Here is a 23,575-nt window from a genome sequence, read left to right as displayed (position 1 = left end):
CCCGGACGGGCGTGGGAGATATCTCGGCTTTCTGCACTCACCGGTCCATTCGGGTCATTCGTCCGCACTCCGCAATACCAGCCCCTGATCGAAAAACACACCGCTGACCTTGCCATACACGCTGAGTTTGCGAATCAGCTGGATCTCTTCACGCGACATGGGCGACAGCGTCGCTCGCGCAAAACCGTTGATGGCCAGAAAATCCTTGCGCCGTATGGCGGAACAGGCGCCAGAGACCGGCCCCAGTCCAAAGGGCTTGTCCGATCGCGGTTGCTCATTATGCATCCGCTCAAGCGCCGGTTTCATGGTGCCGCTCTTGAGCAAGTGGACACGTTCCGGCCAGTGGCCGACAAGCCCCAGCGCCTCGTCGTTATCAAGGGCGTCCATCAGGGTGCGGTCGAAGTGAAGGGGGAGCGACTCAATAGCGTTGCTAATTTGAATGACATACTTACCGTCCGCCATCCCGTATATATCCGCGTACTGGTTCAATCCCCAGCCCGGTGTTCCAGAATGAATTTTGCGGACTCCGAACTCGGAAGCCACAAGCCTCATTTCCAGAGACTCCTCGGAGAGTCCCAGCACCACTTCGCTCGACTGGCTCCATGCCGAGTGGCTCAATACGCTCAAGGTATGGCGCAACAAGGCGGGATCGGTGCCGGCCAGCATCACGAAACTGACTTCATGACGATCTTCATAGGAATTCTGCCGCTGCAGATAGGCCTGATATTCGGCGATTTCTTCGATAAACCGCTCCTGATCGACCTGGCCGATCATTTTCCCCAGGCTTTCCGCCCGCCCGAAATACAAAAGCATGTCCAGAATGGCGAACTGAGCCTCGAGCGATTTTGGATGCATATAGTAAAACGAAACTGCATGATTCATGCCAAAAGCCGCCAGATCGGAAATCGGCGCCCCCGCGATCAGATACTTGAACACCAGAGCCAGCAGCTTGTAAATCGCTCCTATCATCGCGGGTTGGGAAATGCCCAGATCCAGGAGGATTTGCCCGGCTTCGCGAAACTGGGAACAGAGGATTTTCTGGAAGGCGATAAGAACCAGATCGCTGGATGGCGAGTGATCCAATCCCAGAACCTCGCGCACCGACTCGTTTGCCCCCTCCGGATCATTGACCACACGGTCAAAATAGGCATGGGTAACGCGAAGAAGATCAAGTTGAAACGGGTCGGCGGGCAGTATGCTCTCGGTCATGATCACATCCAGGGTTAGGCCCGGCGCAGCCGGGTAGAGGGACAATCCATTTACCGATTCAATGCGCCTGTGACGTGGGAACCGTCTCCGGCTTCTGCGCGCGGCGCGCGGCAAGCTGCTCGAGATCGGAGAGGATCTGGGCGGAGCGATGATGCCACTGGTGGCCAGCCCTGATGGCCAGAGCGGCATTTTCGCGCAACTGGGCGAGCTCCCCGGGTTTGGCTATCCATTCGCGCAGGGTCTCCGCCAGCGACTCGGTCTCATATTCAATGTAATGCTCACCATCTTTGAAAAAATGGCCGATCCGGTTACGCGGATCTTCGATCTTGTTGCGATTGACCAGAATCGCTCCACCGGCCCCCATGCATTCAAGCACCCGCGAGTGCATGCCGAAGGCTCCATTGTGCAGATTGAACCGCGTCTCACGGTAAATCGCAGCAAGATCGGTACGCCAGTGCGCATAGCCTTTGTAATATTGGGCAAACTCGGGCCATGATTTCCATGTATTGGGTCCGTAAATACCCAAGGAAAGTCCAGCTTGCACGGCGGCGTCTGCCATCAGGATACGATCCCGGATGCGCGGAATTTCGGTATCCAGAAACACCAGATATGGGTGGTCCTGGAAAATGTCGACCATCGTTTTGTTATCGATGCGGATATTGAGCGCCGTATTGATCTGATCGGTAATGAACGTATGAATCGGAACATAGCCATGCTCCGATGACGAGACCTTCTCCACCTCGTACAGCCGCCTCAAAAGGTCGCTGAAGGCAACTTGCCGTTGATTCACGGTGAACAGGGGTTCATCCCAAGGACCGCCTCCACGATGAAATGGTTTGGGAATATAGCCGCAAATGCTTGCCGTATCTGCCGCGGGCTCGACCGCCTTGAAGCAAAACATGTCGGTATCCACACCGGAATGCAGCACACGCCATACCGCGTCGGGATGCCGGGCCGGCTCCAGGCCGAAGTATTCCGGATCCAGCAAGGTATAAACGATATCGCTTCCACCGAATGCCGGATCCAGATAGTGCAGCGTCTTCTCCGTCCTGGCATCCTGGATCCAGGCGATATGCACGATTTCCGAGGGAATGTTTGCGGAGGACTGCCCACGCGAACCATTGAACTCCATCACCACGTCAGGGGAAAGATCGGCGATTTTCTTCTCGATCGCGGAGGCCGAAGGATCGAAAAAAGTCTTGCAATCGGTGCCGTTCCGGACAAATCCGCTTTGCAATGAACTGGCCATGGTGCACAGATAGTCGTTACCTTGATTCGCCAGAATCAGGATTTTCCAGAGTCTCATGCCGTTTTTCCCTCTACAGGTTGCGCTGCCTGGACAATGTCTTTTGCATAATCACAGAATAACGCGGCGGCGACAAGGCAAACACCTGATCTCTCAGCCAAATGCGGCGCCTCCCGAACGGCCTGACCACACATCAACTATTTTGGGTAGCTTTTTCTTATATAAATATCCAAAAAGTAATCACTTTTGGAAAAGATCTTGTCGATACGGCGTCAGGCGCCATCGGGCAGGACCGCATCGACAATTTGCTTCGGCAAGGATGGTGAGCTCGCGGAACCAGCGCTGGCGCGCGACTCCAGAAAATAGACAAAAGCCAGCACTTCGGCGACCGCCCGGTAAAGTTCGGGGGGGATTTGCTGGTCAAGGTCGACCTGCATCAGCAAGGAAACCAGTTCCGGGGAGTCATGAACAAAGACACCGGCTTCGCGGGCGCGCTCGATAATCCGCTCGGCCATCTCGCCATACCCCTTCGCCACCACGCTCGGCGCTCGCGCGCCATCGCGATACGATACGGCGACCGCAGATCGCCGGGCATCGTCAGGATTGCGGCGCTTCATGCTTCACCACCAAGGTCGCCAGCTGGATACCGGCAAGCTCCAGGCCTTCTTCCAGGCGACGGCCGTGTTCCCGGATCAACTCGCCGGCCCGTTCCGAGTCGGTCAGGAAAGTCACCTGCACCGAGCCGCCCACCAGGCGCAACCGCGCGTCAAGCCCGCCCATGGCCGGCAAGGATAACGACAGGCTGGTGGTCCATGCCTGGTCTTCGGGATTGCCGTGCCCACCTTCGCGGTCATCGGTCTTGTCCTGCTCGATCAACACGGACACGGGCTGCCCAGGCCAGGCCAGCCCCTGAAGCGGCAATTGCTGGGTTTCCTGAGTCATCAGCTGCTGCTGAACCAGCTTGCCCAATTCGGCGCGCGCTTCGGCTCCCGCCGGATGCCGGGGATCGGCCAATGCTTTCGTCAGCGTGGCCTGCGGCTCCTGACGCAAATCCTCGAGGGGCATGCGACCCTCGTTCCAGGCTTTCAGGTGCGACTCGTAAAACAGACCGCTTTTTTGCACATCCTTGCGCATCGCCTGGGCCAGATGCGGAGGTGAATCCTGCGACGCATCCAGATTGAGCGCTTTGGCCGGACGCTCCGCCTTGTCGCCCACGCGCAGCAGATCCGTCAGATAGCGGGAAGTCCTGCTGAGGGAAACTTCGACCGAACTGTCCTTGGACGCACCCTCTTGCGCGGTGTCATTGAGCACAAACGTCAGCTCGGGTTTCAGGCTGGCCACACGCAAACTGAGCGTGTCACCCGAAACGGGCGTTCCTTTGGGCAGGTTCAGCGTAAAAAGACCGTTCTTGATCAGGACCGCCAATTGGTCATTGCCAAGACGCTCGGCGATCCTTCCCGTGACCTGCTCCCCAAGAATCAGGGAAGGCAGCTTCTCGGGCGAGGAGGCGACTTCAATGAGGAGTTTTCCGCCCTCCGTCAAAAGACGAATGGGAGAAATCGGCTGGGTATCCAGCGTCGAGGGAAGATTAATCGGGCCGATCATGATGTCGAACTGTTCCTGTACAGTGAAATGATCAACTCGGCTTCTCCTCGCGAAATGCCGCACCGGCTGGCGACTTCGCTGGCACTGCAACCTTGTCGTATCAATTCGATCGCCTGGTTATACGGCGTGGCGGCAGGCGGCATCGCGACCGCCGGCGTACCGGGGGAACGCTGTTCGATTTTTTCGCCAAGAACCTGCATATCCCGTTGCAGATGACTGATCTGCTGCTGTAACTGCTCGATATACAGGGTCACGACCGGATCATTGTCTTCTTCAAGCGACTTCAGGCGGCGGCGGAAATACAGAACAACCCCGGCGATAATGCCCAACAAGATCAGATTGCTGGCCAACAGGGTAAAGGCGGACATGGCGGGCTCTCCACAAACAACGCTTCATTTCTGATTTTAAGAGCCCGGCAAACGGAACCCAAGGAAAAAGCGGCTCAGGAGCGATACATGTCGTTCAGGCGCCGCTGCTGCCTGGCGGGAGCCAGTTCAACAGCCAGCGTTTCCTGGCGGCGGCCAACCAGAGCGTCGATACGCTGGTTCTTGTCCAGCAGCGCCATGAAAACCGGGCGAAGATCCGGCAAGCGGTCGAGCAGACGATCGCCGGCTTCGGCAATCAGGCGATCCAGCGCCTCATCCCGCTCGTCGACAAGTGGGGACAGGGCGTCCCAGCCCCCTGCCTCGGCCTGTGCAAGAAGCGCGTCCGTCAGCGCGGCGAACCGGGTCGCCAGCTCGCGGAGCTCAAGGTCGGTCATAAGCCTGCCTTGGCGGCGGGACTCGCCGCCGCGTCCGGGGTTTTCGGACGGCGATCCAGCTCTTGCCAGGCGGGAAGAAGAATACCCAGCAGATTCGCGATCTCGTCGAGGATATTGACGTCGTTATTGAGGTTGGCAATGCCGAGACGATACTTGGAGTACTGGTAGAGATCTTCGAGATTACGGGTGACCTGCTTGCCTTTTTCGTGATCAAGGGCGACGCGCAGCCCTTCGAGAATATCCTGGGCTCGGCTGATCATCGCCGCCTTTTCCTGAAAGCGGTTTTGCCCGATGAACACCTTGGCCTGATTCAAGGCCTTGATCGCACCCTCGTACAACAGAACGATCAGACCGACCGGGCTTGCGCCGTATACGGCGACCTCCAGGGCATCGTTCTCATAAGCTTTGCTGAACTGCTGCAGGGCCAGGCGATTGTTCATGTGTCTACTCTTGCTTCCCGCGCACCGGAGCGGATCCCCGGTCACGCGTCATGATTGACCTTTCGCCGTCCTCCGATCAGAGGAACGGCCGGTTCCGCCAGCATACCATCAAACCGCGAGGGAAGGACGACGAAAAGGCGGGAAGAATCCCGCCGCCGTCATGCCTTGTCCGAGACCAGAAGCCCCTTGAAGGTTTCGAGCGCCGCCGCGGACTTGCTCTCGTCCGGCGAGGACTGACCGGCCGAAGGACGGGAAAGCTTGTCGAGCGCTTCGGACATGTTGATCGCTTCTTCCGAAGGAATCTGTCGGATAACCGTCTGGGTGGATTTGTCGATGACCTTGACGACCTGGCGCCCGCTCGTGCTGTCGACACTGAATTCGAGTTCGGCGTTGAACATTTTCGCCGAATTGTTCAGTTTCTCAATCGACTTGTTCAGGCTCTTTTCATCCACAGGTGATCGGGAGGCATCATTCTGCTGCTTCTGCGCATTCGCTTCGTTCTCGCTCCTGGGCGAGGAAGACGGGGCCGTGACGGCGACAGGGGACTGTGTCACCACCGGCTTGGCGTCGGTCTGGGCCGCCGCGGGATCGGAATCCACGGACAAGCGCTGGGCCGCCTGGGGCAGCACAGGATTGACGAGAGTTGACACTTGCATGATAACCTCCACCTATAGCGCTCCTCTTGATGGCGCTATGCCATCCGGAGTCGCATCACACTAATTCGTCACCCCTTCAGCAAGTTGAGCGCCGCTTGGGGCAACTGGTTTGCCTGGCCAAGTATCGAGGTACCGGCCTGTTGCAAAATCTGGTTCCGCGTCAGGTTCGCCGTTTCCGAGGCGAAGTCCGTATCCATGATCCGGCTGTTCGACGCGGTCAGGTTCTCCACGTAGTTCTGCATGTTCGCCACCACCGCCTCGAAGCGGTTCTGCAGAGCGCCCAACTGCGCGCGCTGGTTGGCGACCGAACCGATATCGGTGTCCATCTTGGCCATCACCGCCGACGCCGAACTGGATGTCGTCACGTCGATGGTTACCACTGCCGACAGACTTGCAGCATAAGCATTCAGGCCCGACATTTCCACGCCGCTGGCGATCACCTGGTTGTCCGAGGAACCGGACGCGCCGATCTGGAAGGTGATCGACTGGGCGCTCGTCAACAGCTTGGTGCCGTTGAAGTTCGTGGTCTGCACAATCCGCGAGATTTCCTGCGTCAGCTGATCCACTTCCTTCTGCAACTGCGAACGGTTGGTGTCGCTCACCGAGCCGTTGGCCGCCTGCACCGCGATTTCGCGGATACGCTGCAGGTTGTTGCCGATCTGGCCCAGCGCGCCTTCCGCCGTTTGCGCGACGGAGATGCCATCGTTCGCGTTGCGAATGCCCTGCGTATTTCCCCTGATCGCCGACTGCAGGGTCTGGGAAATCGCAAGCCCCGCCGCATCGTCCTTGGCGCTGTTCACCCGCAATCCCGACGACAAACGCTGCAGTGACAGGCCAAGAGAACTCGTCGATGTCGACAGGTTTCTCTGGGCATTCAGCGAGGCGATATTGGTATTGACAACGATAGCCATATTCTAATCTCCACCGAGCCTGTAGTTCTGGTCAATATACCTATTCTATATTAACCCTACTCAGTGTAGAAACTATCAGAGCCTTCAACCGTGCGTCATGGCCTGACAATTCGCAAACTTGCAACGTGAAGGAGGAAAGAGAGAGAACCCGCCACCCTCTTTCACTCCCTCATAAGCCTGTTCGCTTAACCTCTGAGCAGATTCAGCGCCGCTTGCGGCAGCTGGTTGGCCTGGCCCAGGATCGACGTACCGGCCTGTTGCAGAATCTGGTTCCGCGTCAGGTTCGCCGTTTCCGACGCGAAGTCCGTGTCCATGATCCGGCTGTTCGACGAGGTCAGGTTTTCCACATAGTTCTGCATGTTCGCCACCACCGCCTCGAAGCGGTTCTGCAGCGCACCCAGCTGAGCCCGGGTGTTCGATACCGTGCCGATATCCGTATCCATCTTGCTTAGCGCCGCCGATGCCGAGCTCGACGTGGTCACGTCGATCGTCGTCACACCGGAGAGGCTCGCCGCGTACGCGTTCAGACCCGACATCTCCACACCGCTCGCCACAACCTGGTTGTCCGTGGCGCCGGACGCGCCCACCTGGAAGGTGATCGACTGACCGCTGGTCAACAGCTTGGTGCCGTTGAAGTTCGTGGTCTGCACGATCCGCGAGATTTCCTGCGTCAGCTGGTCCACTTCCTTCTGCAGCTGTGAACGGTTGGTGTCGCTCACCGAGCCGTTCGACGCCTGCACCGCGATTTCGCGGATACGCTGCAGGTTGTTGCCCACCTGACCCAGCGCGCCTTCGGCCGTCTGGGCGACGGAAATGCCGTCGTTGGCGTTGCGGATACCCTGGTTGTTACCGCGGATAGCGGACGTCAGGGTCTGGGAAATCGCGAGCCCGGCCGCATCGTCCTTGGCGCTGTTCACCCGCAGGCCCGACGACAGGCGCTGCAGCGAGGTGGACAGCGAAGACGACGACGTCGACAGGTTGCGCTGTGCGTTCAATGACGCAATGTTGGTATTAACGACGATTGCCATGATTACTCTCCATCGGTTCTTCGCGTCCCCCGCATGCCGCCCCGCCACAAAGGTGGGGCGGCATCAGCCGTCGCGTACTGCGTTTATCGGCACAAAGCCGGACTTACTTTAGCGATTTTTCTAAAAAAATCTATTTTAAATCAATTACTTAACAAAACAAATCACCCACTTTCAGGGCGCGAATCAACCCTTGAGCAGATTCAGCGCCGCTTGCGGCAGCTGGTTGGCCTGGCCCAGGATCGACGTACCGGCCTGTTGCAGAATCTGGTTCCGCGTCAGGTTCGCCGTTTCCGACGCGAAGTCCGTGTCCATGATCCGGCTGTTCGACGAGGTCAGGTTTTCCACATAGTTCTGCATGTTCGCCACCACCGCCTCGAAGCGGTTCTGCAGCGCACCCAGCTGAGCCCGGGTGTTCGATACCGTGCCGATATCCGTATCCATCTTGCTTAGCGCCGCCGATGCCGAGCTCGACGTGGTCACGTCGATCGTCGTCACACCGGAGAGGCTCGCCGCGTACGCGTTCAGACCCGACATCTCCACACCGCTCGCCACAACCTGGTTGTCCGTGGCGCCGGACGCGCCCACCTGGAAGGTGATCGACTGACCGCTGGTCAACAGCTTGGTGCCGTTGAAGTTCGTGGTCTGCACGATCCGCGAGATTTCCTGCGTCAGCTGGTCCACTTCCTTCTGCAGCTGCGAACGGTTGGTGTCGCTCACCGAGCCGTTCGACGCCTGCACCGCGATTTCGCGGATACGCTGCAGGTTGTTGCCCACCTGACCCAGCGCGCCTTCGGCCGTCTGGGCGACGGAAATGCCGTCGTTGGCGTTGCGGATACCCTGGTTGTTACCGCGGATCGCGGACGTCAGGGTCTGGGAAATCGCGAGCCCGGCCGCATCGTCCTTGGCGCTGTTCACCCGCAGGCCCGACGACAGGCGCTGCAGCGAGGTGGACAGCGAAGACGACGACGTCGACAGGTTGCGCTGTGCGTTCAGCGACGCGATATTGGTGTTGACGACGATGGCCATGATGACTCTCCAAATCGAAATACTTTTTTTACAACAATGACTTACTGATCAAAAACGGTGCGGCTCATAACTTGTCATCGACATGTTTTGGCCAGGCTTTAGGCCCTGGAGGGTATTTTTCACAAAAAAAAAACGCTTCGGGCCGCAACCCGAAGCGTTTTGCAAAAAAGAGTGAAAAGTGACTTAACCGCGCAGCAGATTCAATGCCGCTTGCGGCAGCTGGTTGGCCTGGCCCAGGATCGACGTACCGGCCTGTTGCAGAATCTGGTTCCGCGTCAGGTTCGCCGTTTCCGACGCGAAGTCCGTGTCCATGATCCGGCTGTTCGACGCCGTCAGGTTTTCCACGTAGTTCTGCATGTTCGCCACCACCGCTTCGAAGCGGTTTTGCAGCGCACCCAGCTTCGCGCGAGTGTCAGACACCGAACTGATGTCCGTATCCATATCGCTCAGCGCCGCCGACGCGGCCGCCGACGTGGTCACGTCGACAGTCACCACAGCCGTGAGGTTCGTCTTGAAGGCTTTCAGACCGGACATTTCCACACCGCTGGCGACCACCTGGTTGTCCGCCGTGCCGGATGCGCCCACCTGGAAGGTGATCGACTGGCCACTGGTCAACAGCTTGGTGCCGTTGAAGTTGGTGGTCTGCACGATCCGCGAGATTTCCTGCGTCAGCTGGTCCACTTCCTTTTGCAGCTGCGAACGGTTGGTGTTGCTCACCGAGCCGTTGGCCGCCTGCACCGCGATTTCGCGGATACGCTGCAGGTTGTTGCCGACCTGACCCAGCGCGCCTTCGGCCGTCTGGGCGACGGAGATACCGTCGTTGGCGTTGCGGATACCCTGGTTGTTACCGCGCACCGCGGAGGTCAGGGTCTGGGAAATCGCAAGACCCGCCGCATCATCCTTGGCGCTGTTCACCCGCAGGCCCGACGACAGGCGTTGCAGCGAGGTGGACAGAGAGGAGGAGGACGTCGACAGGTTGCGCTGTGCGTTCAGCGACGCGATATTGGTATTGACGACGATTGCCATGATTTCAAACCTTAGTGCTGATTTCCGGCCGACCCGCCAGGACACCCCTTGAGTACTGGTCCATTGCCTTCCGTAGTACTTATATCGTCAGTATGTAAATTTTCTTTAATATTTTTATGAGAAATAAAACCTTTATAGATAAATATTTCGAATAAATGCTCGACACTACGCACAATTTGTTGATAAATAACGAAATATTCAACATGAAAATCGCCAGTACCGCGGCTGGCGCATCGGGCTTTGCGGTATTCACACCGAGATCACAATCCGTAAAAACAGCCATCCATAAAACAACACCGCCCCGGAGCATATGCTCCGGGGCGGTGTGAATCAGCGGTTGTCTGCCCGATCAGCCGCGCAACAGGTTCAGCGCCGCTTGCGGCAACTGGTTGGCCTGACCCAGAATCGACGTGCCGGCCTGTTGCAGAATCTGGTTACGCGTCAGGTTCGCCGTTTCCGACGCGAAGTCCGTGTCCATGATCCGGCTGTTCGACGCCGTCAGGTTTTCCACGTAGTTCTGCATGTTCGCCACCACCGCCTCGAAGCGGTTTTGCAGCGCACCCAGCTGAGCGCGGTTGTCCGACACCTTGCTGATATCCGAGTCCATGTCGCTCAGCGCCGCCGACGCCGAACCGGAGGTCATCACATTGACCGTCGCCACCGCCGACAGACCCTGGTTATAGGCTTTCAGACCGGACAGTTCCACGCCGCTGGCGACCACCTGGTTGTCCGCCGTGCCCGAGGCACCCACCTGGAAGGTGATCGACTGGCCGCTGGTCAACAGCTTGGTGCCGTTGAAGTTGGTGGTCTGCACGATCCGCGAGATTTCCTGCGTCAGCTGGTCCACTTCCTTTTGCAGCTGCGAGCGGTTGGTGTCGCTCACCGAACCGTTGGCCGCCTGTACCGCGATTTCGCGGATACGCTGCAGGTTGTTGCCGACCTGGCCCATCGCGCCTTCGGCCGTCTGGGCGACGGAGATACCGTCGTTGGCGTTGCGGATACCCTGGTTGTTACCGCGCACCGCGGAGGTCAGGGTCTGGGAAATCGCAAGACCCGCCGCATCGTCCTTGGCGCTGTTCACCCGCAGGCCCGACGACAGGCGTTGCAGCGAGGTGGACAGGGAGGAGGAGGACGTCGACAGGTTGCGCTGTGCGTTCAGCGACGCGATATTGGTATTGACGACGATAGCCATGATTTCAAAACCTTAGTACGTGTGCCGACCTGTTCCATGAGACTCTGCGAAGCGGTCGCGGTGCTTTCGCATAACCTTTTATCGGCACCCTCCGAGAAAACTTAAATATTTTCCGCTAAAACAACCAGTCATTTGACATTTTTCATTACTAATCAAAGTACTGCACGGGTTTTTCTGCAATAAAAAACACCGCCAAGCCATGCAGCAGGGCGGTGTTTCACCACGATCGGTCCACTCAACGCTTGTAGGCGTTGGCCCACTCGGCCAGATGGTCCTCCAGGAAATAGTCGCGTGCAACCCAGGCCTTGAGTGTATCGCCTTCACGAGCCAGGGCATCACGGTCGTGAACCCGCTCGCGGATCGCCTCGAGCCAGGCGTCCACGGTATTGGCGACACGGGCGACCGGCGCATGGTTGGTCCGGTACGGGAACACATCGGAACATACCACCGGCCAACCTAGCGCACCGTACTCGAGCAGGCGAAGGTTGCTCTTGGATTCATTGAAGGGATTGTCCTCCAGCGGGGCGACGGCCAGGTCCAGATTCAGCGAAGCCATCTTTTCCGGGTAAGCCTGGAAGGATACCGGAATGTGCATTTCACGGATGACATCCTCCAACCCTTCCGGCCACATCCCCATGAACACCCAGTCGACTTCCGAGGCCGTCTTGGTGATCACCTCGCGGATGATCTCCAGATCGCCCTTGTGTTGCATCGCGCCAACCCAGCCCACTCGCGGCTTGGGACCGGCATTGCGCCGGCTTTGCAGACCACCCCAGACATCCTTCTTCAAACGGTTTGGCACGCGCACCACATCATCGCAGAACTGGCGCGCGAACTCCTCCAGAGGTTCGGTGGATACGACCACCCGGTCGATGAACGACAAGGCCTCGCGGACACGGCGCCGCGCATCCCGGTAATTGGCCATGAAATGCCGGTACAACGAGCTTTGTTCCGGTACGTGGGTGACCAGGTCATCCAGCGTCATCACCTTCATGATCCCGGGGAAATGGGTCCGGTAAAGGCGCAGCATATCGAGCTCGATATCGTTGATCGCGTTTTGCAGCACGATGACGTCCGGCTTTTGCCTCTGAATCTCGGACAGCTTCAGCAGCCGCGTCATGTTGTCGCCCTGAGTCATGGTCGTGGCCTGCGCCATGCCGTATTTTTCGAGCGCGGCAAGGGGTTGCGCGACGCGGTATTCACCACTGCCGCCACTCACGGATGAAGCGATGATGCGCGGTCTCTCGTCAAATGCCGGTTCATTGATCAACGGTACGCGCATCTCCAGCGACAACGGTTTTTGTTGCAAGCTCAGATTGCGGTTGTAACAAGGATCATCCCCCATCACCGACAACCAGCGATCCAGCATGAGCGCGGCCTCGGCCTGATTGCGTTCGGCCATTTTCGCGAAGCCCGCCGGGTTTTTCAGCTGCGCATTGACACTCTTGCCGTGGTGGTGAACCAGCAAGGCGTACGCGCTCCACAGCACGCGGTAACCGGCCTGCCCGACACGCAGGCAGAAATCGACATCGTTGTAGAGCACACCCAGCGCTTCGTCGAAACCGCCGACCGATTCATACGCATCGCGTCGGATCATCATGCAGGCGGCCGTGACGGCGGACAGGTACATTTCGCAGCGCAGACGATTCATGTAACCGCCTTCTTCCAGCGGCTCGCCCTCGCCATAGTGGCTCGCGACCGACTGCAGCTCCGGACCGCCGCCCAGCAGGATGCCGGCATGCTGCACCTTGCCGGTCTCCGGATACACCAGCTTGGCGCCGGCAATTCCCACTTCGGCATGTTGGGCCTGCATCAGCAGGCGCTCCATCCATTCGGACTGAATAATTTCCACATCGTTGTTGAGCAGCACGATGTATTCGCCCGACGCCTCGCGCACGCCAAGGTTGCACTGTGCCGAGAAGTTGAACTCCTCGTCGTACTCGACAACCTTCAGACGGCCCGGATATTCGCCCTGAACGCGGTCATAGTATTCCAGGGTGTCCGGATCCCGGCTCTGGTTGTCGACAATGATCACCTCGAAACGCGGGTAACGGGTCTTGGCGAACAGTGTTTCGATGCACGGCTGCAGGAACTCGAGTTTGTCGCGGTTGGGAATGATGACGGAAACGAGCGGTTCCCCGGCAATCGGGTACACCACCTTGAACGTCCCCTCCATCGCGCCATCCATCACTTCGCCCACCCGGCCGAGGCGCGCCAGATGGTTTTCGATGGCGACTCGGCGCGCAGCCAATTCGAGCGCATCGGCGTTCTGCCTCGGAAGGTGCAAAAGCGGATCGGGAAGATGTCCGATGGCCCCGGCGCCGTGCAGATCGGCGAGGCGCAACAGCAGCTCGAAGCCTTCCGCGCCCGGATAGGGCTCGATACTCCCGGCCTCGGCCACCGCCCGCTGATTGAACCAGCAACTCTTGCCGACATAGTCCCAGGAAATCAGGTATTCCAGGTTGAAATCGGGTTTCAACTGGGGATCGACGTAGGAGCCCGGCAGCACCACGAAGTCGTGATCGCCATAGAAGGCCACCTGCCCCTTGCCGGCCATCTGGGTATGATCCGCGCAACGCAGCAGCCAGTCCGCGCGGAATTCGCTGCCGGCGGGGAACAGGCCGATCCAGTCGCCGGCGACCTCGTTGACGACAATATTGCAGGCTTCGGCGAAGCGCGCGGGATCGTCTAGCGAATCCACTTCCAGCCACCCGAGGATATCGGTGGTGGAAAACACCGGATCGGGCGCGGGGAAATCCGCCACCACGATCAGCCGCCAGTTCTGGTAAAGCTGGTTCTGCAAGGAAAAGATCGAATTCCCGAGCTTTTCCATGTCGTCGCGCCGCGCTTTCATCAGCAGCGTCATCATCGGTTTTTCCGCCCAACCGGTCACCATCCGCTCGCCGAGGATATCGACGTCGACATGGCGCATGCCGCGCACGTCAAGCCAGCGCTGGTACTCGACGGCGAACAGGGAGGCCTTGGCGGGGTGGTCGACGGACAGCACCGCCGCGCGGCCCGCGCGGATCGCCGCGTTCTGCTGGTCATCGTAGCGGGCATAGAGGCGCTCATACAGCGCCTTCATGCGCGCGCCTTCGCGGCCGGTGAGATGGTTTTCCGCGCCCTTGCGCTGCCGCACTTCGCAGGTGACTTCCTGGATATGATGAAAATCCGTCGCCCTGGACAGCCGGATCAGGAGATCCCAGTCTTCCACAGCGGACAGGCTCTCGTCGAACACGCCGACCTTGTCGAGCCAGCGCCTGTCGTGCGCGAAGGTATTGATCGGAATGTAATTGGCGATCTGCAGGCGCGCGAAATCGTAGTTTCCGTGCGCATAGGGTTTGAGTCGGCCCAACTCCTTGCGGATGCCGCTGCCGATCTCCTCCAGTACCATTTCGGAGTCGGTATAGACGACGCGATCCGGGTAGCGTTCCAGCCCTCTGGCCAGCAGCGTCAGATGGTTGGGCAACATGATGTCATCGTCGTCGAGATAGGCGATATAACGGCCGCGCGCGAGCCTCAACGCATTGTTGCGCGCCGCAGAGACCCCGCGGTTGGGTTGGCGCAGGTAGGTGATGCGACTATCACGGCGGATCCAGTCCAGCGCCGGCTCCACCAGGTCCCCGCCATCATTGACCAGAATGATTTCCCAGTCCTGAAGCGTCTGCGCGAGGATGCTGGTCAGCGCGTCCACCAAGAGCCGTGGCCGGTTATAGGTCGTCACGATCACCGAGAAGAGCGGCCCTTCCGTTCCGACGTCCCGTCCCGTCTCCTCGACAAGCGCCGCCTTCAGCGGATCGGGCAGAACGGAATCGGCGTCCTTCTCGATCAGGGCCGCGATCGTTTTGCAGGTTTCATGATAGCGGCCGCGCACAGTGCGGTCGGTATCGGTATTGGCAAGATCGGTGTGCTCCCGGTAAAAGCGGTACTTGCCGTACACCAGCCGGAACACCCCTCCCAGCCGTCCTTTCAGTCGCGGCAGGTTGGCTTCGTTGACATACCGTTTGATCAGTTCCATGTGCTCGAGCACCGCCAGCCCCGATACGGCGTATTTGTCGATGCCCGAGGCCTGGTTGCCGTGCTGGCGGAACACCGAAATCGTCCGGTCGAGGAAAGCGCCGCGCACCCCGTCGCGCGCCAGGCGGAGCATGAGCTCCCAGTCCGTCGCCCGGAAAAACGCTTCGGTGGGCAAGGCCTGCAAGGCGCCGTCGAAAAACGGGCGTCCGTCGAGCACCGATCGGCGGAACAGCGTGGTGCCGAGGTTGATGTAGCAGTCGTGGCACAAGAGATCCGGCAGCTCGTCGCGCGTGCCGAAATAGGTTTCCCCCTTCCAGCCTTCGTGCGTCAAGTGATGCATCGAGCCGTCCGCAAGCAGGATATCGTAGCGTCCGTAGGCAAAACCCAGCTCGGGATGGAAATCCAGCGTCGTCGACAGCGCGATCAGCGCGCCCGGCTCAAGATAGTCGTCGGCGCCAAGCAGCAAGACATAGTCGCCGGCCGCGAGGCTCATCGCATGGTTGATATTGCCCAGCGCGCCCAGGTTGCGCGCATTGCGGTGGCTCTTGATCGACGGATGGCTGGCGGCATAGCGCGCCATGATTTGCGGGGTAGCGTCAGTCGAGGCGTCGTCGCAGACGATGATTTCAATATCTTCGATGCCCTGTGACAACACGCTATCGATGGCATCGGGCAGATAGTCCGCGTAGTTATAGGCCGGAATGACGATGGAGATCATGGTCCCCTTCCCCCTGTCGTGTAAAAACGGCCAAGCCCGGAAAACTCCGGGCCCGGCACGAGTGAATCAGATGAAATTGATATGTTCCGGGGGATTCTTCAGATCCCACAGGAATTTGTTCACATAGTCCTGCCGGCATCCCACCGCGCAGTCCTTGTGCACATCGACCGACTCGGCCACGTCCTTGTGCACGGCCCAATAGCGCTCGCCCATAACGATATCGTAGAACGATTCTTCATGCAGATCACCGATATAGAACCGCTCCTTGTTGAAGAACGGGCCGCACGGATAGATTTTGCCGTTGCCGGAAATCTGCAGCAGGAACGGCGTGCCGTGGCAAACGTCGTACTTGCGGAAACCATTCTTGTACAAGGCCGATTCGGACGCGGCATTGATCTTGTTCCACTTGGCCTGCACCACGTAATCGGCGGTCGAATAGCTTTCCGCTTCCTTGAGCACGTCTTCGATACCCAGATAGTCTTCGTACTGGATGCCGATTTCCTTATACTCGGAGTCCGAGCAATGTTTGATGACGAAGTAGTCCACCCCGAGTTCGGCGCCAAGCTTCGCTTCCTTGAGCACTTGGTCGAAGCATTCGGGAATCAGCACCATCTGCAGGCCAAGGGTACAGGGATAGTTGTTTTCCTTCTTGATGCGCACCAGCTCGCGGATATTGTTCACCAGCAGTTCGAAGTTCTTTTCCTTCGACTGGTGCACGCGGCGGAATCCTTCGCTGTCGCCCGCGGACAGGTTGAAGCGGATCCAGCTCATGTTCTTCAGAAGGTCGTGGGCGCGGCTCATGTCGAGCAGCAGACCGTTGGTCGCCATCGAGGTATCGATGCCGACTTCCTTGGCGCGCACCACCGCGTCGTAAAGAGCCGGGTTGAGGGTCGGCTCGCCATCGCCGATAAAGCCGATCGAGCGCACGCCCAGCCGGCCGCAATCGTCGATGTAGCGCAACAGGGCATCGCGCTGGATCATGGTGCCCTGGGTCATGTTCTGCACCACCGCATAGCAATAAATGCATGCCGTGTTGCAGAACTTGGTCAGGCCCATGTCGATGTGGATCGGGGCGAAACGCTCGCCTTTCTGCCAGGCCATCACCCGGTCGAGGTGATGCATCATCTTGTGCCCGTCGAAGCGGAAGCGTTGCGGCGGATTGCGGTAGCTCGGTCCGGTGAACTGGTTGGGCGCCGGGGCAGGCTCCTCGCCTTCGGAAAGGCGGATCACACCGATCTGGTTGCCCTCGCTGACGAACTGGATTTTCTGGCCGGTCATCCGGTCAAGCTTGTAACTATCCAGCAGCTGCTTCTCGTCGGTCAGCGCCGCGCGGTTCACGATCACATTGGAGGTGCGCAGCTTGTGTCCCGGATTGCGCTTGAGGGGGGCATCCTCCGGAATCGAGGTGGTGGTTTCGTAACCGAAGCGGTTGACGTCCTTGTTCTTGTCCTGGGAATGATCGCTCATCATCGTACTCCTTTGCGATGGAGGCTATTCAAAAGGGGCCGCTGAACCATGATCCGGGCACATCGTGATGAGCGTGGCGTTCCGGCAGGTGTTCCAGCGGGAGACGTTCGATGCCGAGCATCTGGCCGATGCGCAGCATGATCGCCTCGGCGCCGGGATAAAAATGGCGGGTCAGTCCATAACTGGTCGGTTCGGGGCAATCGGGCAGCGCGAGCCGCGCCGGCGGCGCTTTCAGATCGCCCCAGCATTCCATGGCAACGCGCGCGACGATTTCTCCGGCCACCGAGCCGGTTTGCGCGCCGGTATCCAGCGCGAGCAGCCGGCCGGTGTGGCGCACCGACGCGAAAATCGCCGGCCAGTCGATCGGCCGGACGGTGCGCAGATCGATCAGTTCGCAGGCGATGCCCGCCGATTCGAGCGCCCGGCAGGCATGCAGGGCCTCGACGGTCATGTACGACATCGCCACGATGGTGACCGCATCGCCTTCGCGCAGCACCGCGGCCCGGCCCAGCGGCACGCGGACGTCCCCGTCCGGCACCTCCCCCTGGGCGAAGTGCAGCCAGCGGTGTTCGAGAAACACCACCGGGTCATCATCGAAAATCGAGGACAGCAGCAGGCCTTTGGCATCGGCGGCCGAAGAAGGCATGACCACCTTCAGGCCGGGCACGTGGGCGAACCACGACTGCAGATTCTGGGCATGCGTGGGGCCCTGCCCCCAGCCGCGCCCCATGATCAGGCGAATGGTCAGCGGTACCGGCCGGTCGAAGGTGTAGTGCCATTTGGCGGCATTGTTGACGAGCTGGTCGAGCGCCAGCAGGAAAAAATCCAGGCGCTGATGGCACATCACCGGCCGCATGCCGGCCAGGGCGGCGCCGATGGCGATACCGGTCATGGCGTTCTCGGAGGTCGGGGTATCGAATACCCGCTCGGCGCCGAAACGCTCCTGCAGCCCGGTCGTCGTCCCGAAAATCGCTTTGGGGTCGTCAACGCCCAGCCCCAGGCAGAGTGTACGCTCGTCCTGCTCCATCGCCAGGTGCAGCGCCCGATTGATGGCCGTCGCGGCGTTCATCGTGGTATGGCTCATGATGCGTCAAGCTCCGTGCGGTAAATCCCGTCGAACACGGTGGCCTCGTCGGGAAACGGCGCGGCTTCGGCGCGGGTGAAGGCCATGGCGATCTCGTCGGCGATGGCGCGGGTCAAACGCTCGGCCTCGGTTTCGGACAGGCCAAGCGCGGCGCGCAGGCTGACCAGCGGATCGCGGCGCTGCCAGTCGGCGAGTTCGCCGTCCGGACGGTAGCCCAGGTCATCGTCGAAATAGGGGCCGCAATGCTCGCGCCAGCGGTACGTCATGCATTCGAGAAACACCGGACCCGCGCCTTGCCGCAAAGCGGCGATGGCGCTCGAGGCGGCATCGAACACGGCGACGGCATCGTTGCCGTCCAGCCGCCTTGCCGCAAGGCCGAGCGAGGACGCCACGGCGCACAGATCGCGCGCGGCGGGCTGCCGTTTGGACAGCGGGGAATACACCGAATACAGATTGTTCTCGCAGACAAACAGCACCGGCAACGATTTGAGCGCGGCGAAATTGGCCGATTCGTAAAAAGCGCCCTCTTCGGTCGCGCCATCCCCGAGAAACACGCAGCTGATGGCGTCCTCGCCTTTCAATCGCTGCGCCAGCGCGGTGCCGACGCCCAGCGGAATGCTGTTCCCGACAATGGCGGTGCTCGCCACGAAGCCGGCCCGCTCGTCGCTCAGGTGCATCGAGCCGCCGCGCCCACGGGTGCAGCCGCCAACCTTGCCGTGCAGCTCGAGAATCATCGCGTCCAGATCTCCGCCCTTGGCCAGATAGTGCGCATGGGAACGGTGGGAGCTGAAGGCCAGATCGCGCGGAGCCAGTGCGAGGCCGACCGCCGCGGCCGTCGCTTCCTGTCCGATCGACAGATGTGTCGGGCAGCGCATGCGGCCTTCCGGATAGCGCCTGGCGATCTCTTCCTCAACCATGCGTATGCGGAGCATCGCGCGAAACAATTCAACGGACATGACCGGTGCCCCTCAGATGAAGTTGATATGGGGAACGGTCTGATTGACCAGACGATCCAGATAGCGGTTGATCTCGTCCATGCGGCAATTTCTGCGGCAATCCTTGATATTCAGTTCGTGGCGGACATAGCGGAAGTTTTCCCGACGCTTGTCACCCTCCCAGATCTCCTGAAAACCTTGCTCGTTGAGATTGCCGTAATCGAAGCGGTCGTCCAGCAGATAGGCGCTGCATCCGTAGACACGCCCGTCGGCCATCACGTACCCCCACACGAACGGGGTGGCATGGCATTTCTGGTAGCGGGCATCAGCCTCCTCGCCGTACTTGCGCATGGTGTGCGAGCGGAACACCACCTGGAAATTGTCGGTGTTGTACGCCTCCAGCTCATCGGCGAGCTTCATGTACCCTTGATAGTCGACCGATTCGTACTGGTGGGTATGACTGAACAGGTGCTGCGAGTACGGTTTGACCACCAGGTAATCGGCGCCGATCTCGTCCCGGCAAATCCGTGCCAGTTCAACCATTTCGTGGGCGTTTTCCGGCAGCAGCACCGACTGGACACCGATGGTGGTGGCAAGACCATGCTCGCGGCGGTACGCCGAGGCCGCGCGCAGGTTGCCGACCACACGGTCGAAATCCCGCTCGCGGGTCTGGTGGATCGCCGCGTAGCTCGCGGCGCTGCCGGCATTGAGCGATACCTTGATCCAGGAAGTCTTGCCCAGCGACTCTTCGACGAAACGCTCGTTAAGCAGAACACCGTTGGTGGTAAACGCCACGTCGATTCCGCTGGCATGGGTCATGCCAACGATTTCATTGATTTTCTTGTGCAGCAGGGGCTCGCCCTCGCCGGCGAACATGATGCTTTTGACACCCAGCCGGGCCATCTCCGGGATACGCACGGCCAGCATGTCCGCGTCGAGCATCACCGCCTTGTAGCCGATGTAGTCCACCGCGCAGAATGTGCAGCGGTGATTGCAGGCCCCCACCGGGGACAACTCCAGATAGATCGGGTAAACGGCACGCGCTTTGTTCCAGTCGTCGCCCGCCTCGATCAGATCGGCCACGCGGCGCGGGTGGTACACCAGCTTGTGGCTGTCGATCAGAAACTTATCCATGTCAGCGATCCTCCCCGCTCCCTTACTTGAGCAAGGTCGTGGCGTACTTGAAGAACAACACCGGATCGACCGGCTCGCGGTTGCAGACGATCTGCACATCGAGCGCCGCGGCGAGGCTGCCCGCGAACACCGACAACTCCTCCGGCAATCCCGCGCCCATGCAGACGCCGGCCAGCGACAGGAAAGCGTCGCCCGCGCCGATGCGGTCGACCACTTTGGACGACAGGGCCGGAATGGCGATGTGCCCGTCGGCCGACACCAGCAGGGCGCCCTGGCCGCCGCGCGTGATCGCGGTCGCGCGCGAGCCGACCCGCCGGTTGATCTCGTCGGCGATGGCGTCCAGCGGCGAGTGGCGGTCGAGCGCCGCAAGGCGGGCCTCCGGCTCGTTAAGGCAGACAAAGTCCGCGCGCGGGTAACGGGTGATCACGTGGTAACCGCGGTTACCGCTGTTGATTTGCGTGTTGACCGCCAAAAAACGGGCATGCGCGGAAATGGAGCGCGCCATATCGTTGGAGATCAGGCCATTGCCGAAATCCGGCACGATCACCGTATCGTACTCGCCGGCATGCGCCGCCAGCCAGTCACAGACATGCCGATCCAGCGAACTGCGCTCCTGCTCCTCCCCGCCGAAGTACACCTCGAACAGGCGCTGCAGGTCCTGATCGACGAAGCGGCGCTTGATCAGCGTCTGCGCGCTGGGGAATTCGGCGTGCTGCAGATCGACATTCGCCAGCAGTTTGCCCTTCACATACTCGAGTGTTCCGGGCTCCTTGCCCAGCGCGGTCAGCAGCGTCACCTCGCCGCAGAAACCGGCGATGTGATTGGCCACCGCGATGGCGCCGCCCGCGAAGCGCTCTTCGCTGCGATAGCGTACCGCCAGGGTATTGCCTTTGCCGGTCTGCCCGAGAGTGGACACATAATGGTATTCATCGAGAATCGCGTCGCCGACCACCAGCACGCGCCGCGACTTGAGTTCCTTGATGCGTCCGATGAAGGTGTCCAGCGGATAGCGGCTCTTGAATTCGGCGAGAAACGCGCGCGCCTCGCTGGAAAACACGTCGAAATGGGTATTGAGCAGGCGGGTCGAACTGAAAGTGATTTCGTCGGTGAAGTGCACATCGCCGCCGCAATCGCGCACAGCGGCCACTTCCCGGGCGATGTTGCCGGTCAGGTCGCTCGCCGCGTCGACGTAATCGCTGCCCTTCACATACAGGGACGGCTTGAGCTGGCGGATCACCTCTATCGCCGTCTCGGCCTGGTTGATCGCGACAAAATCGACGCACGCCAGCGCGGCCAGATTCTCGGCGCGCAAATCCTCGCCGAACACCGGTCTTCCCGGCCCCTTGCGCACGAACTGGTCGCCCGTCAGGGTCACCACCAGCACGTCGCCCAACTGGCGCGCCCGTTGCAGGTGACGGATGTGTCCCGTGTGCATCAGGTCGAACGTGCCATGGCACAGCACGACACGGCGGCCTGAGCCGCGCAGCTCGTCAGTGATGCGCGCGAGGCTCTCCAGGGAATGAATCTTGTGTTCGGTCATGATGGATCCGCCAAACGGTCCGCGATGTAATGCAGAAGGAACAAATGGGAAAGTTCGACTTCGCCGTAGTCGTGCGAAGGACTCCAGAAGCTGATTCCGCCGGCGGCTCTGAGCGGATTGGCGGCGTCGAACCCGCTGGCCGTCACGATACGGACATCATGGTCCCTGGCGGCCGCGACGGCGGCCAGGATGTTCGGTGAGCGGCCGGAGCTGCTGATGGCGATCAGCATGTCGCCGGGGCGCGCATAGTGCCCGACCAGGCGGGCATAGGCTTTATCGTAACCGAAATCGTTGCTCATGCACGTCAGCAGCGCGGGTTCATGCAGCACTTGGGAACGAATACCGTCCTTGTTCATCAGATCGTTCTGGATATGGGAGGCGACCGCGGCACTGCCGCCGTTGCCGATGATCCAGACCGATCCGCCATCGCCGCGCACCGCGCGCAGCGCGGCCAGCGTTTCGGCGATCGCCTCGTCGGCGCCCAGCGCCTCACCGTCTTTCGCGCACTCGATGGCCGCCATGACCCGTCCGAACTGGCCGGCGGCAAGGGCAAGGGTTCCCGCGTTCATGCCTGCTCTCCCAGATTGGCGAACCAGCTGCGCGTCGCCGTTTCGATCGACGACGGAGTCCACAACGGCGCATCCTGCCAGTCCCCGAGCCGCTCGAGCATGGCCGCGACGCCGGCCTCCAGTGAAACGCGGGGCTGCCAGCCAAGCTTTTCCCGGATTTTCGTCGTATCGGCGAAGGTGCAGTCGGGCTCGCCCGGGCGCTTGGGGATATACACCACATCGCCACCCAACAGCTCGACCAGCCGGTTGACCGGATAATGGCCGCCGCTGCCGACATTCATCACTTCGCCGCACAGGTTGGAGTCCGCCGCCATCGCGAAAGCGCGGGCGACATCGGTCACATAGGTAAAATCACGGCTTTGCGTACCGTCTCCCACCACGGTGAAGGGCTGTCCCTTGAGCTTCTGGGCGAGGAATACCCCGAACACCGCGCCGTAGGTCCCGGCGGTACGCGACCGCGGCCCATACACATTGAAGAGGCGCAAGGACACCACCGGCAGGCGATACACCTTGCCCCAGTGCAAAACCAGTTCCTCGCCCATGGCCTTGGTCAGGGCGTAAGGGTATTCGGGTTGGACCGGCGTGTTTTCCGGAGTAGGAAACACGTCGGGAATACCATAGCACGACGACGACGCGGCATACACCAGCCGTTCGACATGGTGGGCGCGGGCGGCCTGCAAAACATTCAGCGTGCCGGTCACATTGACCGAAAAATACGTATCCGGATCCTCGATGGAGGGCACGATGTCCGCGCGCCCGGCAAGGTGGAAGACCCGATCCACACCGGCAAAGCACGGCATCAGAGCATCCCGGTCGCGGATATCCACCTGGTGGAAGCTGGCCTTGCCGCGGGCCAGCAGCGCATCGATATTCGCGCGTTTGCCGGAGGACAAATCGTCGACCAGCACGACCTCATTGCCCGCGTCCAACAACATTTCGGCCAAATGGCTTCCGATGAAGCCGGCGGCCCCTGTCACAAGTGCTTTCATTCTGATCCGCACGCCATCCTAAG

At 60.3% G+C, this 23,575-nt stretch carries 21 protein-coding genes; all 21 read right to left on the bottom strand.

Features of this window, described 5'->3' with window-relative positions:
* Window positions 1–54: 54 nt before the first annotated feature.
* Window positions 55–1,254, bottom strand: coding sequence for a hypothetical protein (locus tag JNO50_RS02950; protein ID WP_189536891.1), 1,200 nt, complete (start codon window positions 1,252–1,254; stop codon window positions 55–57).
* A 13-nt stretch (window positions 1,255–1,267) separates the two neighbouring features.
* Window positions 1,268–2,515 (bottom strand): glycosyltransferase family protein, encoded by a 1,248-nt coding sequence (locus JNO50_RS02945; protein ID WP_189536889.1) that lies wholly within the window; start codon window positions 2,513–2,515, stop codon window positions 1,268–1,270.
* Between the two features lie 212 nt (window positions 2,516–2,727).
* On the bottom strand, window positions 2,728–3,072 hold the full coding sequence (locus JNO50_RS02940) for an EscU/YscU/HrcU family type III secretion system export apparatus switch protein (RefSeq protein WP_189536887.1): 345 nt from the start codon (window positions 3,070–3,072) through the stop codon (window positions 2,728–2,730).
* Window positions 3,053–4,060, bottom strand: a complete 1,008-nt coding sequence (fliK, locus tag JNO50_RS02935) for a flagellar hook-length control protein FliK (RefSeq protein ID WP_189536885.1) — start codon at window positions 4,058–4,060, stop codon at window positions 3,053–3,055. The genes JNO50_RS02940 and fliK overlap by 20 nt, the downstream gene beginning before the upstream one ends.
* On the bottom strand, window positions 4,057–4,428 hold the full coding sequence (locus JNO50_RS02930; RefSeq protein ID WP_189536883.1) for a DUF2802 domain-containing protein: 372 nt from the start codon (window positions 4,426–4,428) through the stop codon (window positions 4,057–4,059). The genes fliK and JNO50_RS02930 overlap by 4 nt, the downstream gene beginning before the upstream one ends.
* A gap of 74 nt (window positions 4,429–4,502) precedes the next feature.
* Window positions 4,503–4,820 carry a flagellar protein FliT gene (locus tag JNO50_RS02925; RefSeq protein ID WP_189536881.1) on the bottom strand — a complete coding sequence of 106 codons (318 nt, stop codon included), beginning with the start codon at window positions 4,818–4,820 and terminating at the stop codon, window positions 4,503–4,505.
* Window positions 4,817–5,260 carry a flagellar export chaperone FliS gene (fliS, locus tag JNO50_RS02920; RefSeq protein ID WP_189536879.1) on the bottom strand — a complete coding sequence of 148 codons (444 nt, stop codon included), beginning with the start codon at window positions 5,258–5,260 and terminating at the stop codon, window positions 4,817–4,819. The genes JNO50_RS02925 and fliS overlap by 4 nt, the downstream gene beginning before the upstream one ends.
* Window positions 5,261–5,418: 158 nt before the next feature.
* Window positions 5,419–5,916 carry a flagellar protein FlaG gene (locus tag JNO50_RS02915; RefSeq protein WP_189536877.1) on the bottom strand — a complete coding sequence of 166 codons (498 nt, stop codon included), beginning with the start codon at window positions 5,914–5,916 and terminating at the stop codon, window positions 5,419–5,421.
* A gap of 68 nt (window positions 5,917–5,984) precedes the next feature.
* Window positions 5,985–6,827 (bottom strand): flagellin N-terminal helical domain-containing protein, encoded by an 843-nt coding sequence (locus JNO50_RS02910; protein WP_189536875.1) that lies wholly within the window; start codon window positions 6,825–6,827, stop codon window positions 5,985–5,987.
* Between the two features lie 185 nt (window positions 6,828–7,012).
* Complete coding sequence (locus JNO50_RS02905; RefSeq protein ID WP_215796467.1) at window positions 7,013–7,855, bottom strand: flagellin N-terminal helical domain-containing protein; 843 nt, start codon at window positions 7,853–7,855, stop codon at window positions 7,013–7,015.
* A 183-nt stretch (window positions 7,856–8,038) separates the two neighbouring features.
* Window positions 8,039–8,881: a flagellin N-terminal helical domain-containing protein gene (locus tag JNO50_RS02900; RefSeq protein ID WP_215796466.1), complete on the bottom strand. Its 843-nt coding sequence runs from the start codon at window positions 8,879–8,881 to the stop codon at window positions 8,039–8,041.
* A 183-nt stretch (window positions 8,882–9,064) separates the two neighbouring features.
* Window positions 9,065–9,907 carry a flagellin N-terminal helical domain-containing protein gene (locus JNO50_RS02895; protein WP_189536619.1) on the bottom strand — a complete coding sequence of 281 codons (843 nt, stop codon included), beginning with the start codon at window positions 9,905–9,907 and terminating at the stop codon, window positions 9,065–9,067.
* Window positions 9,908–10,256: 349 nt separating this feature from the next.
* Window positions 10,257–11,099, bottom strand: a complete 843-nt coding sequence (locus tag JNO50_RS02890; protein ID WP_189536617.1) for a flagellin N-terminal helical domain-containing protein — start codon at window positions 11,097–11,099, stop codon at window positions 10,257–10,259.
* Window positions 11,100–11,334: 235 nt separating this feature from the next.
* Complete coding sequence (locus tag JNO50_RS02885) at window positions 11,335–15,834, bottom strand: glycosyltransferase (RefSeq protein WP_189536615.1); 4,500 nt, start codon at window positions 15,832–15,834, stop codon at window positions 11,335–11,337.
* A 66-nt stretch (window positions 15,835–15,900) separates the two neighbouring features.
* Window positions 15,901–17,301, bottom strand: a complete 1,401-nt coding sequence (locus JNO50_RS02880) for a radical SAM/SPASM domain-containing protein (protein WP_189536614.1) — start codon at window positions 17,299–17,301, stop codon at window positions 15,901–15,903.
* A gap of 28 nt (window positions 17,302–17,329) precedes the next feature.
* Window positions 17,330–18,385, bottom strand: coding sequence for an alpha-ketoacid dehydrogenase subunit beta (locus JNO50_RS02875; RefSeq protein WP_189536611.1), 1,056 nt, complete (start codon window positions 18,383–18,385; stop codon window positions 17,330–17,332).
* Window positions 18,382–19,341 carry a thiamine pyrophosphate-dependent dehydrogenase E1 component subunit alpha gene (locus tag JNO50_RS02870; RefSeq protein WP_189536609.1) on the bottom strand — a complete coding sequence of 320 codons (960 nt, stop codon included), beginning with the start codon at window positions 19,339–19,341 and terminating at the stop codon, window positions 18,382–18,384. Before JNO50_RS02870 ends, JNO50_RS02875 begins: the two co-directional genes overlap by 4 nt.
* Window positions 19,342–19,353: 12 nt before the next feature.
* Window positions 19,354–20,454: a radical SAM protein gene (locus JNO50_RS02865; protein ID WP_189536607.1), complete on the bottom strand. Its 1,101-nt coding sequence runs from the start codon at window positions 20,452–20,454 to the stop codon at window positions 19,354–19,356.
* Between the two features lie 22 nt (window positions 20,455–20,476).
* Window positions 20,477–21,994, bottom strand: coding sequence for a PfkB family carbohydrate kinase (locus tag JNO50_RS02860; RefSeq protein WP_189536605.1), 1,518 nt, complete (start codon window positions 21,992–21,994; stop codon window positions 20,477–20,479).
* A complete protein-coding gene (locus JNO50_RS02855) occupies window positions 21,991–22,563 on the bottom strand; it encodes an SIS domain-containing protein (RefSeq protein WP_189536603.1) in 573 nt (190 codons plus the stop codon). The genes JNO50_RS02860 and JNO50_RS02855 overlap by 4 nt, the downstream gene beginning before the upstream one ends.
* Window positions 22,560–23,552, bottom strand: a complete 993-nt coding sequence (locus JNO50_RS02850) for an SDR family oxidoreductase (RefSeq protein ID WP_189536601.1) — start codon at window positions 23,550–23,552, stop codon at window positions 22,560–22,562. Before JNO50_RS02850 ends, JNO50_RS02855 begins: the two co-directional genes overlap by 4 nt.
* Between the last annotated feature and the right edge of the window lie 23 nt (window positions 23,553–23,575).

Source organism: Paludibacterium paludis, assembly GCF_018802605.1.
Lineage (GTDB): Bacteria > Pseudomonadota > Gammaproteobacteria > Burkholderiales > Chromobacteriaceae > Paludibacterium > Paludibacterium paludis.
Note: the sequence above shows the minus strand (reverse complement) of the source record. Positions and strands in the feature narration are given on the sequence as shown.

What these genes read in the sequence shown, in the direction of transcription:
- JNO50_RS02855 (WP_189536603.1), bottom strand. Translation starts at nt 22,563, where the DNA reads ATGAACGCGGGAACCCTTGCCCTTGCCGCCGGCCAGTTCGGACGGGTC.
- JNO50_RS02870 (WP_189536609.1), bottom strand. Translation starts at nt 19,341, where the DNA reads ATGTCCGTTGAATTGTTTCGCGCGATGCTCCGCATACGCATGGTTGAG.
- JNO50_RS02865 (WP_189536607.1), bottom strand. Translation starts at nt 20,454, where the DNA reads ATGGATAAGTTTCTGATCGACAGCCACAAGCTGGTGTACCACCCGCGC.
- JNO50_RS02880 (WP_189536614.1), bottom strand. Translation starts at nt 17,301, where the DNA reads ATGAGCGATCATTCCCAGGACAAGAACAAGGACGTCAACCGCTTCGGT.
- JNO50_RS02860 (WP_189536605.1), bottom strand. Translation starts at nt 21,994, where the DNA reads ATGACCGAACACAAGATTCATTCCCTGGAGAGCCTCGCGCGCATCACT.
- JNO50_RS02875 (WP_189536611.1), bottom strand. Translation starts at nt 18,385, where the DNA reads ATGAGCCATACCACGATGAACGCCGCGACGGCCATCAATCGGGCGCTG.
- JNO50_RS02850 (WP_189536601.1), bottom strand. Translation starts at nt 23,552, where the DNA reads ATGAAAGCACTTGTGACAGGGGCCGCCGGCTTCATCGGAAGCCATTTG.
- JNO50_RS02925 (WP_189536881.1), bottom strand. Translation starts at nt 4,820, where the DNA reads ATGACCGACCTTGAGCTCCGCGAGCTGGCGACCCGGTTCGCCGCGCTG.
- fliK (WP_189536885.1), bottom strand. Translation starts at nt 4,060, where the DNA reads ATGATCGGCCCGATTAATCTTCCCTCGACGCTGGATACCCAGCCGATT.
- fliS (WP_189536879.1), bottom strand. Translation starts at nt 5,260, where the DNA reads ATGAACAATCGCCTGGCCCTGCAGCAGTTCAGCAAAGCTTATGAGAAC.
- JNO50_RS02940 (WP_189536887.1), bottom strand. Translation starts at nt 3,072, where the DNA reads ATGAAGCGCCGCAATCCTGACGATGCCCGGCGATCTGCGGTCGCCGTA.
- JNO50_RS02915 (WP_189536877.1), bottom strand. Translation starts at nt 5,916, where the DNA reads ATGCAAGTGTCAACTCTCGTCAATCCTGTGCTGCCCCAGGCGGCCCAG.
- JNO50_RS02930 (WP_189536883.1), bottom strand. Translation starts at nt 4,428, where the DNA reads ATGTCCGCCTTTACCCTGTTGGCCAGCAATCTGATCTTGTTGGGCATT.
- JNO50_RS02900 (WP_215796466.1), bottom strand. Translation starts at nt 8,881, where the DNA reads ATGGCCATCGTCGTCAACACCAATATCGCGTCGCTGAACGCACAGCGC.
- JNO50_RS02910 (WP_189536875.1), bottom strand. Translation starts at nt 6,827, where the DNA reads ATGGCTATCGTTGTCAATACCAATATCGCCTCGCTGAATGCCCAGAGA.
- JNO50_RS02890 (WP_189536617.1), bottom strand. Translation starts at nt 11,099, where the DNA reads ATGGCTATCGTCGTCAATACCAATATCGCGTCGCTGAACGCACAGCGC.
- JNO50_RS02945 (WP_189536889.1), bottom strand. Translation starts at nt 2,515, where the DNA reads ATGAGACTCTGGAAAATCCTGATTCTGGCGAATCAAGGTAACGACTAT.
- JNO50_RS02885 (WP_189536615.1), bottom strand. Translation starts at nt 15,834, where the DNA reads ATGATCTCCATCGTCATTCCGGCCTATAACTACGCGGACTATCTGCCC.
- JNO50_RS02895 (WP_189536619.1), bottom strand. Translation starts at nt 9,907, where the DNA reads ATGGCAATCGTCGTCAATACCAATATCGCGTCGCTGAACGCACAGCGC.
- JNO50_RS02905 (WP_215796467.1), bottom strand. Translation starts at nt 7,855, where the DNA reads ATGGCAATCGTCGTTAATACCAACATTGCGTCATTGAACGCACAGCGC.